A 12,549-nucleotide genomic window follows, 5' to 3' on the forward strand; every position below is an offset into this window, starting at 1 on the left:
GATAACCCAGTTCCCATCCTATCGGCCGGGGCAAGGGGCCAATATGGTACTTTGGAACTGTTTTGGTGCCTCCCTAGGTCGCAAAATCCGGGCGACGGAAGTGACTCCGGCCTGAAACGAAAAAAGGCCCTGGGAAGGGCCAAAAGAGAGTGACAGAAAAACCCGAACTCTCGTCAGAGAGCCGCCCCGGCCAAGCGCCGGGGAATGAAGGTGCACGTCCAATGTGCTGACTCACAGGCGGGCCCGTGTGGGAGGCCCGCTTACCGCTCACAGATTCAGAAGAAACCCAGCGGGTTGGTGTCGTAGCTGACCAGCATGTTCTTGGTCTGCTGGTAGTGCTCGAGTGCCATCTTGTGGGTTTCACGGCCAACACCGGACTTCTTGTAACCACCGAAGGCGGCGTGGGCCGGGTAGGCGTGGTAGCAGTTCATCCATACACGACCGGCCTGGATGTTGCGGCCCATCCGATACGCCAGGTTGGTGTCGCGGGTCCAGACGCCGGCACCCAGACCAAACTCGGTGTCGTTGGCGATGGCCAGGGCTTCTTCCTCGGTCTTGAAGGTGGTCACACCCACCACCGGTCCGAAGATCTCTTCCTGGAACACACGCATCTTGTTGTCGCCCTTGAACAGTGTGGGCTGGATGTAGAAGCCATTGTTGAACTCTTCATCCAGATGCTCGCGGTCGCCACCGGTCAGTACTACAGCGCCCTCTTCCTTACCAATGGCCAGGTAGGACATGATCTTGTCGAACTGTTCCTTGGACGCCTGGGCGCCAACCTGAACATCGGTGTCCAGCGGGTTGCCGCGCTTGATCGACTTGGTGCGCTGTACCACCTTCTGCATGAACTCTTCGAACATGTCTTCCTGAACCAGCGCACGTGACGGACAGGTGCACACTTCGCCCTGGTTGAAGAACGCCAACACCAGACCTTCCACGCACTTGTCGATGAATTCCGGCTCGGCCTTCATCACATCAGAGAAGTAGATGTTCGGGGATTTGCCACCCAGCTCAACCGTGGACGGGATGATGTTTTCTGCCGCGCATTTGAGGATGTGGGAGCCAACCGGCGTGGAGCCAGTGAAGGCAATTTTGGCAATACGCTTGCTGGTGGCCAGGGCCTGGCCGGCCTCGATGCCGTAACCGTTGACGATGTTCAGCACGCCCGGCGGCAGCAGGTCGCCAATAATTTCCATCAGTACCAGGATGCTGGCCGGGGTCTGCTCGGCCGGCTTCAGCACGGTGCAGTTACCAGCCGCCAGGCAAGGGCCCAGTTTCCAGGCCGCCATCAGCAGCGGGAAGTTCCAGGGAATGATCTGACCAACAACGCCCAGGGGCTCGTGGAAATGGTACGCCACGGTGTTGTGGTCGATCTCGCCCATATGGCCTTCCTGGGCACGGATACAACCGGCGAAGTACCGGAAGTGGTCGGCGGCCAGGGGAATGTCGGCGTTCAGGGTTTCACGAACCGCTTTGCCGTTATCCCAGGTTTCGGCAACCGCGAGCTTCTCGAGGTTGGCCTCGATGCGATCGGCAATCTTCAGCAGGATGTTGGAACGCTCGGTTGGTGAGGTCTTGCCCCATGCCGGCGCTGCCTTGTGCGCGGCATCGAGTGCGAGTTCGATGTCCTCAGCGCCGGAACGCGGAATTTCGCATATCACTTCGCCAGTCACAGGGGTGATGTTCTCGAAATACTGGCCTTTTACCGGGGCAACCCACTCGCCACCGATGTAGTTCTCGTAACGGGATTTGAAAGAAACGACGGAGCCATCCTTTCCTGGTTGTGCGTAGATCATGATCTCGACCTCTTGTTGTGTTTGTCGCAGGGCAACGCGGCCTTTCGCGTTTACTCATTCAATGTAGACCTCAATCTTCGAGGTTTGAATGATGCGATGGAGGCGAAAAACTCCTCCCTTGGTAGTAGATGGCTCGAAAGCCACGCCACCAGTGACCTGGCTCCGAAATCAAACTCCGAAAATAAACGCACGAAAAGCGCACTGATTGATGCACCAAAAAAGTGCACCCGCCCAGGCAGGAAGCACCTATACTCCACGCTCGGACCACGACCTCAATGAAATCAAACAGTTGGCGATTGGCATGGACTCTGCTATGGACAGAGTACGCAGCGAGACGTCGGTTACTGAAACCACAATCAAAGCGCCACAATCTGACCAATGGTCAACTAGGGTTCCGGTCTGCCAACAGTGAAAGCAGACGACTGGTCCGAGAGTTGACGACCTTTTCCAAGGTTACACGGCGGGACAAAAGCCCGGGAGGATCGTTCAGTTACTGACGCCTCTCGCTTTTTTGGATGCCCTAACCAGGAGGAAAAGGCCATGTTGCAAACCGCAGCCTCCCCGTATGCAACACCCCTCTACGACGATCTGATTCCCGGCGGATCCCACTGGTCCTTTATCATGCGCCGCGGCCATGTGCTGCGCCTGATTGACGAAACCGGTGGCGCCAACGTCGGCATGTTGATGTACAACCCCGAGAACCCGCTCGAACGGTACAACATGCCGGATACCCTGAAGAACCAGCACACCTTTCTGCTCACCAAAGGCCATGTCTTGTTATCCGACATGGGTCGGGTGTTTGCCTCTATCATCCACGATGACCTCGGCTGGCACGATACGGTCGCCGGCACCTGCAATGCCGACCTGGTGGAACAGCGCTGGGGCAAAAAGACCTACCAGGAAGCCCACAACCACTACCACCGAAACGGGTTCAACAGCTTCCTGAACGAGCTTGCCAAGTACGGCCTGGGCAAGAAAGACCTGACCGCCAACCTGAACTGGTTCAGCAAGGTGAAGACCGATGACGACGGCAATATGACCTTCGCCGAGGGGCACTCCCACGCCGGCGCCACCGTCGACCTGCGCTTCGAGATGGACACCATCGTGGTACTGCACACCTGCCCGCACCCGATGAACCCGGCCAGCGAATACCCCAGCCATCCGCTGCGCTACCAGTTGTTCAAGGCAGCCCCGGTGACCGATGCCGATCCGTGCAAGATCTCGTCACCGGAGGCCACCCGGGCCTTTGCCAACACCGCGCTTTATCACCTGATGCAGTAATGGGAGGCCCGATATGATCAAGCAAAGCACTTTGAAGCCTGAGAACGCTGCCTTCCGCGAAACCGTCCCGGCGGGCGAGTATTTCCTGAAAGTGGTAAAAACCGGCGAAACCGTCCGCATTCTGGACCTGGAAGGCAACCAGGCCGCCGACACCCTGTTCTACAACGCCCACAACCCAACCGAACGCTATAGCGCCGTCGACACCATCCGCGAGCAGGGCAACGTGTACCTGACCGCCGGTTCGAAGCTGATGTCCTCGGAAAACAACGTGATGCTGGAAATCACCGCCGACACCTGCGGCCGTCACGACACCCTGGGTGGCGCCTGTGCTGCCGAGAGCAACACCACGCGTTATGCCCTCGAGAAAAAGTGCATGCATGCCTGCCGGGACAGCTGGCTGGTGGCCGTCACCGAACACGAAGAACTGGGCATGACCAAGCGGGACATTACCCACAACATCAACTTCTTCATGAATGTGCCGGTCACGGCAGACGGCGGACTCACCTTCGCCGACGGGATTTCCGATGCCGGCAAATACGTGGAACTGGAAGCAAAGATGGACGTTCTGGTGATGATCTCCAACTGCCCGCAGCTCAACAATCCGTGCAACGGCTGGAACCCGACACCGATCGAGGTGCTGGTATGGAGCTGAGCGGCAGATTCTCAAAGGTTCTGATCGCCAACCGCGGCGCCATCGCCTGCCGGGTTATTCGCACGCTGCGTGACATGGGGCTGACCTCGGTTGCCGTCTACGCCGAAGCGGATTCCGATTCGCTTCACGTGCGCCAGGCGGACGAGGCCTATTCCCTGGGCGAGGGGCCAGCAGCGACCACCTACCTGGATCAGGACAAGCTGTTTGAAGTCATCCGTAAAAGTGGTGCCGGCGCCATTCACCCTGGCTACGGCTTCCTCAGCGAGAATGCCGATTTTGCCCGGCGCTGCGACGCCGAGGGCGTGGTTTTCCTGGGCCCGACACCCGAGCAGATGGAGCAGTTCGGTCTCAAGCATACGGCCCGGTCGCTGGCCCAAAGCGCCGGCGTACCGCTGTTACCAGGCACCGAGTTGCTGACCAATCTGGAGGAAGCGCTTAAAGCCGCTGACACCATCGGCTACCCGGTGATGCTGAAAAGCACCGCCGGCGGCGGCGGTATCGGCATGTCCCGCTGCTACGGACCGGACGATCTGAGCAAGAGCTTTGAGTCGGTCCAGCGCCTGAGCCAGAACAACTTCAGCAACAGCGGCGTGTTCCTGGAAAAGTTCGTGGAACATGCCCGCCATGTGGAAGTGCAGCTCTTCGGCAATGGCGAAGGTCAGGTCCTGGCCCTGGGCGAGCGGGATTGCTCCGCCCAACGTCGCAATCAGAAGGTGATTGAAGAAGCTCCGGCACCCGGACTCACCGAGGACGTCCGCTCCCGCATGCACGCAACTGCCCGTCAGCTGGGCGAGAGCATTGCCTACCGCAGCGCTGGCACCGTTGAATTCATCTATGACCCGGACACCACCGAATTCTATTTCCTGGAAGTAAACACCCGCTTACAGGTGGAGCATGGTGTGACCGAGCAGGTGTATGGCGTGGACCTGGTTCGCTGGATGGTGGAACTGGGCGCCGGCACTCTGCCCGACCTTTCCGAACTGGGCAGCAAGCTTGTGCCTTCCGGCCACGCTATCCAGGCCCGGATCTATGCGGAAGACCCCAACAAGGATTTCCAGCCCGGGGCCGGTTTGCTCACCAATGTGGCCTGGCCCAACGAGGGTGGCCTGCGAATAGACACCTGGATCCAACCGGGTACGGACGTCTCGCCGCTCTACGATCCCATGCTCGCCAAGGTGATCGTGCATGAGGCCGATCGCGAATCGGCCCGCCAGCGGCTGATGCAAGCCCTGGATAACAGCCAGCTCTATGGTATCGAGACCAATCTCAAGTATGTGCGCCAGGTTCTAGACGACCCACTCTTCGCCGAGGGGCGACTGTTCACCCGTACCCTGAACGAATTCCATTATCAGCCAGCCACGGTGGATGTGGTCAGCGGCGGCACTCTGACCACCGTTCAGGACTACCCCGGTCGCATCGGCTACTGGGAAGTCGGCGTGCCTCCGTCGGGTCCTTTCGACAGCTATTCCTTCCGTCTGGGTAACCGACTGCTGGGCAATCCCGAAGGGGCTCCGGGCCTGGAAATCACCCTTAAGGGACCCGTGCTCACGTTCAACCGCGCCACCCAGATTGCGCTGACGGGCGCCCAACTGGACGCGACCCTGAACGATGAACCGGTGGCGTTCTGGCAGGTGATCAACGTGCCCGCCGGCGCTACCCTGAAGCTGGGCGCCACCACGGCGGACGGCGCCCGGGCCTACGTATTGTTCCGCGGTGGACTGGACTGCCCTGAATACCTGACCTCCTGCAGCACCTTTACGCTTGGCCAGTTCGGCGGCCATTGCGGCCGCGCCCTGCGAGCGGGCGATGTGCTGGCCCTGGCGGATTGCGAGCGAACCGGCCTGACCGCCCTGCCTGCCGAACTGAAACCAACCATCGGCAAGACCTGGAAGCTTCACGTCACCTATGGGCCCCATGGCGCGCCGGATTACTTTACCGACGAAGACATCAATACCTTCTTCGCCAGCGACTGGGAGATCCACTACAACTCCAGCCGCACCGGCGTGCGGTTGATTGGCCCGAAACCCCAGTGGGCCCGCAGTGACGGTGGCGAAGCCGGCATGCACCCGTCCAACATCCACGATAACGCCTACGCTGTGGGCAGCGTGGACTTCACCGGCGATATGCCGGTTATTCTGGGGCCCGATGGCCCCAGTCTGGGCGGTTTTGTCTGCCCGGTAACCGTCATCAGCGCGGATCTCTGGAAGCTGGGCCAACTGAAGGCCGGGGACAAAGTTCAATTCGTTCCCGTAAGCCAGGATCAGGCCGTGGCCCTGCGCGAAGCGCTGGACGAATCCGTGGCAACACTGACCCCGGCGACAGCTCACATCACACCCATCAAGCCAACCACGCCGATCCTGGCGTCGCTCGGCACCGACGAACACGAGACCGGTGTAGTCTACCGGGCCGCCGGCGACAATTATGTGCTGGTGGAATACGGCCCTATGGAGCTGGATATCCGTCTGCGTTTCCGCGCCCATGCCCTGATGCTCTGGCTGCGCGAGCGGAATCACGATGCCATTCTGGAGCTGACACCCGGTATTCGCTCTCTGCAGGTGCACTACGACAGCCAGAAACTCGGCCAGAGCCGTCTTCTCGATCTTCTGATCAGCGCCGAAAAGGAACTGGAAAAACAGCCCGAGTGGGATGTGCCCGCACGCATCGTGCACTTGCCCCTGTCCTGGGACGACGAGGCCTGCCAGACCGCCATTGCGAAATACATGCAGTCGGTGCGCAAGGATGCTCCCTGGTGCCCGAGCAACCTGGAGTTCATCCGACGCATCAACGGGCTGGACAGCATCGACGAGGTGAAAAAGACGCTTTTCGAGGCGAGCTACCTGGTGATGGGTTTGGGCGACGTCTACCTGGGCGCACCGGTCGCCACCCCGCTGGACCCCCGGCACCGGCTGGTGACCACCAAATACAATCCCGCCCGGACCTGGACCGCGGAAAACTCCGTGGGCATTGGCGGCGCCTACCTGTGCATCTACGGCATGGAAGGGCCGGGCGGCTACCAGTTCGTTGGCCGCACCCTGCAGATGTGGAACCGGTACCGCACCACCGAGCTGTTCGAAGCTGGCAAGCCCTGGCTGCTCCGGTTCTTCGATCAGGTGCGCTTCTACGAAGTCAGTGCCGAAGAACTGCAGCAGATCCGGCGGGACTTTCCCAACGGCGATTACCCGATAAAAGTCGAGGAAACCCGTTTCAACCTGAAGGACTACGAGCAGTTTCTGGCGAACAACAACAACGAAATCCAGAGCTTCACCGCCAGGCGCAAACAGGCCTTCGATGAAGAGCTGCAGCGCTGGATTGAGTCGGGCCAGATCAATTTCAGTTCCGAAGCACCGATCGAGGACACCGGCGAAGACGACATTGCCAACCTGCCAGCAGGCCAGCACGCGGTGGAAAGCCACGTAGCCGGCAACCTCTGGGAGTGCCTGGTGCAACCCGGCGATACCATCGATGCCCAGCGGCCGGTAGCGGTTATCGAATCCATGAAGATGGAAATCGAGTTACTGAGCCCCGTAACCGGACGCGTAGTGGACGTGCGTCGGGAAGCGGGACAGGCGGTCTCGCCCGGAACCCCGGTCGTGATCGTCGAAGAGATTACCGAGTAATGCCAGCAACCCAAAAAAACTGAAGAAAGACCAAACCTGCAAACACGGGCAAAGCCCGAGGAGAGACACCATGACTACACGCGACATCACCAAACGCCTGGCGGCCGGTCTGTTCACGGCCTCCCTGGGACTGGGATCCATGGGAGCAATGGCCCAGGAAAAGGATTCCTTCAGCATCGCCTGGACCATCTACGCCGGGTGGGTGCCCTGGCAGTATGCCGAGGACTACGGAATCATGAAGAAGTGGGCGGACAAGTATGATATCGAAGTGGATATCGTGCAGGTGAACGACTACATCGAGTCTATCAACCAGTACACCGCCGGCCAGTTTGACGGCGTAGTCGCCACCAGCATGGACGGCCTGTCAATACCGGCCGCTTCCGGCGTGGACACGACTGCACTTATCGTGGGCGACTACTCCAACGGCAACGACGGCCTCGTATCCAAAGATGCGAAGACCATCGAAGAGCTGGAGGGTGAAACCGTTCACCTGGTTGAGCTGTCCGTATCGCACTACCTTCTGGCACGAGCACTGGCGAGCGTTGGTCTCGAAGAGCGTGATCTGAGCGTGGTGAACATTTCCGATGCCGACTTGGTTTCCGCGTTCCAGACCGACGATGTCCGCCATGTGGCTACCTGGAACCCGCTGCTGGCCGAAGTGGAAGCCTACCCGGGTGCGACCAAACTGTTCGATTCCAGCCAGATTCCCGGCCACATCAAGGATCTGACCTTGGTGAACACGGAAACCCTGGCCGACAACCCGAAGCTGGGCAAGGCGCTTGTGGGTGCCTGGTACGAAACCATGAGCATCCTCGCCTCCGATAGTGAAGAAGGTCAGGAAGCGCGAGCATTTCTCGGCGAGCTCTCCGGTACCGACCAGGCCGGCTACGAAGCACAGCTCGCGGGCATGAAAATGTTCTGGGAACCACAGATGTCGGTGGACTTTATTAACAGCAATGAAGCCCTGGACGCGATGGACAGCGTTCGTCAGTTCTCTTTCGAGAAGGGACTGCTTGGGCAGGGTGCGATGAGTCCGGACTTCGTCGGCATCGAGTTTCCCGATGGCTCTATCATGGGTGACACCGGAAATGTGAAGCTTCGGTTTAACGACAGCTACATGCAGATGGCGGCAGACGGGGAGATCTGAACGATCATCCGCTAAAACTCTGCTAGGATCGGGCACGATTAGTCGTGCCCTTTTTTGTGGGCTTGGGAGCATGGTTGGGGGCTAATGACTTATCCAAAACACGCTCCTTGCGGCACATCCATGTGGCGCTTGGGCTCCGCCCCCTTACCCTAAAAAAAGCCTCGAGAAAGAGATTTATGCGTCGTACCAAGGAAGATGCTGAGAAAACTCGTCAAACTGTCCTGGAAGCAGCTTTAAAGCTGTTCAGTCGAGATGGATATTCCCTTACCACCTTGAGCCGTATTGCCACAGAGGCCGGCTGCAGCCGTGGGCCGATCTACTGGCATTTCGAGAACAAGGACGATCTGTACGAGGCCGTACTTGCCTACTCCCAGGAACCTCTGGAAGCACTGGTTGCGGAGTGTTCTGGGATGCGGGAAACGCCCATTGAGGCCATGGACCATTTCATCGAGCGCTGGCTGGGCCTGCTGGCCAATGATCGTAAATATCGCCAGTCGTTCGAGATTCTGCTGAACAAGACCGAACTGACCGATGCCATGAGCCGGACTCTGAAGCGGGAGCGCGCGTTGACCAGGTCGATTATTGCGATGTTCCGGGATCTGGTGGGCCAGGCTGCTGAACGGGGTATGCTTTCCACTCAGGAAAACCCGGAGGATCTTGGGTTGCTGAGTTACACCTATCTAATGGGCATTACCCAGACCTGGCTGTTTGCACCAAAGCTGTTTTCGCTGAAACAGCAAACACCCTTTTTTCAACGCCAGTTCTGGCGACTACTGGGCAAGTCGAGTTAGATGACCAGCCCTGACGCTTTGGCTGTGCAAGGGCTTGGAAATCGGGAAATTTTACCTTTTTTCACGTTTTAAGGTTTCTGGGTCGGCTAAGATCAAGCCAGCCGAGCTGCATCTTTTATTTTTGATAAAAAGCTGCGGCCTCAGATAGCGCCCATTCTGGTCAGGACCCTGGGGTAATGAAAACAACAACACTTGAACTGCAAAGTGAGCATTCGCTGATCCAATCGCTTTACGGCGCCCTGACCGACCAGGAAGGTTTTCACGGGTTTCTGGAAAAGCTGGTAAACCTGATCAATGGCTGCGCTGCTCAACTGCTCGTTGTGCGCAAGCATCCCTTGCAGATGGATCACCTGTGGTACCACGGCCTCTCCGATGAGTTCCTGGGCTGGTACCTTGAAAACAACATGATTGCCCAGGATGTGGTCACCAATCAGGCCATTAAACAGCCCCCCGGTCTGTTTCAGTCCGCCCTGCCATTGCTCCCGGATTTCCAGCCTGGCGAAGACTATTCCAAGTGGGAAAATGATCAGGATATGCTGGACTCAGCCTGGCTGGTCGTGGATAGCACCCCGACACATACCTTCCTGTTAACTATCCAGCGTACAGTCGCTCAGGGGCCATATCAGGAATCAGAGCTACAATCCCTCAACCGTTTGGTCCCGCACATCCGACAGGCCGTATTGCTGTATCGGCAACTGGAATCACACAGCAAAGCGGCCTCCTCACTGGCTTCCGTGATTGAAGTATTGCCCGATGCCACTTTTGTACTCGACAGTCTTGCTACCGTTCTGTACTCCAACAAAGCAGCCCGCAACCTGATTCAACGGGAACGCTGCCTGGGCATCCGTCATGATCGATTCAGCTTCGCAGAGAAAGACTTGCACTCGGCGTTCTTCCGGGCGTCTGCCCAAGTGGTTCGCTCAAGCATGGGCAAGGAAAACTATTCCTCTGAGACGCTCTTTCTCAAACGAGAGGGCCGGACTCCACTGCTTTTTGTGCTACGTCCGATTGAAAGCAGTGAATTGCTCGCCGGGGGCGCTCTGGTCACCGTGTACGACCCCGAGAATCGAGTCCTACCGAGTGCAGAGCACATCGCTGCCTATTTCAATCTGACTCCCGCCGAGGCCCAGGTCTGCGAACACCTGGTTGCAGGGATTGACCCCCAGGGGTGTGCGGACCAGCTTGGACGCAGCGTCGCTACCGTACGTTCGCAGCTAAAACAGATATTTCAGAAGACCGGCTGTTCGCGGCAGGGGGAGCTGATCAGCCGGTTACTGGCGGCCTTGTTACGCTGATCCCTGATCCTTGCGACAAATTTTTCAGAAGCTCCCAGGTTTTTTTTCGTTTTTACGACTTCGAAACAAACAATTACAAATCCGAAAAAGCTATTCGCTTAAAGCAGTTACCAGCCTCCTGATGCAATGAAATCTCCTGCGAACGTCGCCGCGCCAGACGTATCACCCAAATGGGGTATGTATTGATATAAACCCGATGCTAGTTTCCCGATTACCCAATCAATCTGATATTCATCAAAAAGGTGTGGTTATGGGAAAGTTCAAGAAGTTGACTCTGGCGACGGCCATTTCCTCTGCGTTCGTTCTTACCGGTTGTGGTGGTAGCAGCGGCGGTTCTTCCAATGACAGCAACACGGGCGGCACCACCGCCACTGAAACGGGCATCTTCGTTGACGCCGCAGTTGCCGGCATCAATTACACCACCTCACCAAGCGGCACATCCGGCCAAACCAACGCACTGGGCGAGTACAATTACGAAACCGGCGATACCGTGGTCTTCAGCATCGGCGGCATCGACCTGCCGGCCGTCGAAGCCACCGGCCGCATCACCCCGGCCGACATGGGTAGCGGTTCTACAGACTGGAGCTCTGACCAGACCGTCGTGAACATCCTGCGCCTACTGCAGACCCTGGATTCCGATGGCGATGCCAGCAATGGCATTACCATTTCCGACGCTGTGCATACCGCTTTGCAGGATATGGATCTCGACCCCTCGCTCAGCGAGGCGGACTTCGAAACCCAGGCCAACACGGCCATCAACGCCACCGGCAAGACGCTGATTGCAACAGCAGATGCGGTTGAACACTTCAAAAGCTCCCAATCCGGCGACCTGGTTGGCAGCTGGGTCTTTGAGGAAGCTAATGGCAACGTCAACGTCCTGACTTTCCTGAATGACAGCGAATACCTGATTGCCCATTCCAAGGCTGATGACGGTGACCAGCGGGCCGCAAGTGCGGAGTACGGCACCTACACGTGGGACAGTGCCTCCGGTCAACTCGAGCTGACACTGATTGACGAGTCAGACCTCAGTGGCGGTCTGATCGACAACAATTCCCCCGCAGCCTGGACAATGCAACTGAGCGACGGCGCACTCATGCTGACGTCTGTCGGAGAAAGCGAAGAAGTCAGGTTTGAAGCAGTGCGTAATGCCCAGCAAAGCCTGATCGGTAGCTGGTACCTGGGCGAAGGTTTTAACGAACAGAAGCAAATCGATCGTCACAACGTGCTCACCATTCTTGATGACAGCAACTATGTTGTTGTCCACAATGACAATAGCGAGGTCTACGACGGCGACGTCGTCGAGCCGGTTTCCTCAGAGTGGGGCACCTACAGCTTCGACGGTTCCACGTTTGCGGTAACCTCCGTGTCGGCGGAACTGGACGGCCCGGGAGGCCTGTTTGACGACCCGGCGAAAGACGACGGCGGAAATGGTTTCGTCGATGGTCCGGCAGAACTCCACCCGACAGGACAACTGACCCTTTCCGACAACCTTCCTGTTGCCGAAGGAGGCGAGCCATTCACCCTCCGTCGCCTGGGCCGTTATGCGGTCACGCTGAAGGACTTCGACGGCGACACCAAGCAGGTCTACGTCGAGGCCAGCGGCAACGACTTCATCGGTGGCGTTACCCAGACCCTCAGCTTTGCCGATATCGATGGCCGAACGCCAGCCGAGGCCGGCATCTACAACATGGATGCTCCGGATAGCGCGACCATTGATCTGGTGCTGAACCAGGATGGCAGCGGTTACATGGACTTTGATGTCACTGGCGACCAAAACCAGATCGACAGCAACGGTTGGTCCGTCCTGACTTCCGGCTCCCTCACCTACGTGGAGGGCGGCGCGGAATGGACCTACCTGCCGATTGAAGGTGACAGCCCCTACACCACGCTGGTGTACCAGGGCGACATGGATCTCATGTTCATCACGGAAGTGACCGAGGCCCCCCAGTAAAGCAGGAATCTTCTGCCCA

The 12,549-nt window shown here is 58.2% G+C and carries 8 protein-coding genes and 1 riboswitch; of the genes, 7 read left to right on the forward strand and 1 reads right to left on the reverse strand.

The features are described 5' to 3' along the window. Positions 1-275: 275 nt before the first annotated feature. Complete coding sequence (gene exaC, locus GJU83_RS06585; RefSeq protein WP_069181959.1) at positions 276-1,796, reverse strand: acetaldehyde dehydrogenase ExaC; 1,521 nt, start codon at positions 1,794-1,796, stop codon at positions 276-278. A 375-nt stretch (positions 1,797-2,171) separates the two neighbouring features. Further along, a riboswitch (guanidine-I (ykkC/yxkD leader) is annotated at positions 2,172-2,278 on the forward strand. A 58-nt stretch (positions 2,279-2,336) separates the two neighbouring features. On the opposite strand from exaC, the gene GJU83_RS06590 reads away from it, so the two are divergent. From GJU83_RS06590 to GJU83_RS06620, 7 genes are all read left to right on the forward strand, one after another. Beyond that, positions 2,337-3,077 (forward strand): urea amidolyase associated protein UAAP1, encoded by a 741-nt coding sequence (locus tag GJU83_RS06590; protein WP_069181960.1) that lies wholly within the window; start codon positions 2,337-2,339, stop codon positions 3,075-3,077. 13 nt (positions 3,078-3,090) lie between these two features. Further along, on the forward strand, positions 3,091-3,729 hold the full coding sequence (locus GJU83_RS06595; protein WP_069181961.1) for an urea amidolyase associated protein UAAP2: 639 nt from the start codon (positions 3,091-3,093) through the stop codon (positions 3,727-3,729). Further along, entirely contained in the window at positions 3,720-7,346 is a 3,627-nt protein-coding gene (gene uca / locus GJU83_RS06600; RefSeq protein WP_153633945.1) for an urea carboxylase, read from the forward strand. Before GJU83_RS06595 ends, uca begins: the two co-directional genes overlap by 10 nt. 70 nt (positions 7,347-7,416) lie before the next feature. Next, entirely contained in the window at positions 7,417-8,493 is a 1,077-nt protein-coding gene (locus tag GJU83_RS06605) for a putative urea ABC transporter substrate-binding protein (protein ID WP_153633946.1), read from the forward strand. Positions 8,494-8,669: 176 nt separating this feature from the next. Then, positions 8,670-9,284 carry a TetR family transcriptional regulator gene (locus tag GJU83_RS06610; RefSeq protein ID WP_153633947.1) on the forward strand — a complete coding sequence of 205 codons (615 nt, stop codon included), beginning with the start codon at positions 8,670-8,672 and terminating at the stop codon, positions 9,282-9,284. A 176-nt stretch (positions 9,285-9,460) separates the two neighbouring features. Further along, positions 9,461-10,579, forward strand: a complete 1,119-nt coding sequence (locus tag GJU83_RS06615) for a helix-turn-helix transcriptional regulator (RefSeq protein WP_153633948.1) — start codon at positions 9,461-9,463, stop codon at positions 10,577-10,579. Positions 10,580-10,829: 250 nt separating this feature from the next. After that, the gene (locus GJU83_RS06620) at positions 10,830-12,530 is read left to right on the forward strand and encodes a hypothetical protein (protein ID WP_153633949.1); all 1,701 of its coding nucleotides are present in this window, start codon (positions 10,830-10,832) and stop codon (positions 12,528-12,530) included. The last annotated feature ends 19 nt before the right edge of the window (positions 12,531-12,549 follow it).

The organism is Marinobacter salsuginis (assembly GCF_009617755.1).
Taxonomy (GTDB): Bacteria; Pseudomonadota; Gammaproteobacteria; order Pseudomonadales; family Oleiphilaceae; genus Marinobacter; species Marinobacter salsuginis.

What these genes read in the sequence shown, in the direction of transcription:
- GJU83_RS06615 (WP_153633948.1), top strand. Translation starts at nt 9,461, where the DNA reads ATGAAAACAACAACACTTGAACTGCAAAGTGAGCATTCGCTGATCCAA.
- GJU83_RS06595 (WP_069181961.1), top strand. Translation starts at nt 3,091, where the DNA reads ATGATCAAGCAAAGCACTTTGAAGCCTGAGAACGCTGCCTTCCGCGAA.
- exaC (WP_069181959.1), bottom strand. Translation starts at nt 1,796, where the DNA reads ATGATCTACGCACAACCAGGAAAGGATGGCTCCGTCGTTTCTTTCAAA.
- GJU83_RS06620 (WP_153633949.1), top strand. Translation starts at nt 10,830, where the DNA reads ATGGGAAAGTTCAAGAAGTTGACTCTGGCGACGGCCATTTCCTCTGCG.
- GJU83_RS06610 (WP_153633947.1), top strand. Translation starts at nt 8,670, where the DNA reads ATGCGTCGTACCAAGGAAGATGCTGAGAAAACTCGTCAAACTGTCCTG.
- GJU83_RS06590 (WP_069181960.1), top strand. Translation starts at nt 2,337, where the DNA reads ATGTTGCAAACCGCAGCCTCCCCGTATGCAACACCCCTCTACGACGAT.
- GJU83_RS06605 (WP_153633946.1), top strand. Translation starts at nt 7,417, where the DNA reads ATGACTACACGCGACATCACCAAACGCCTGGCGGCCGGTCTGTTCACG.
- uca (WP_153633945.1), top strand. Translation starts at nt 3,720, where the DNA reads ATGGAGCTGAGCGGCAGATTCTCAAAGGTTCTGATCGCCAACCGCGGC.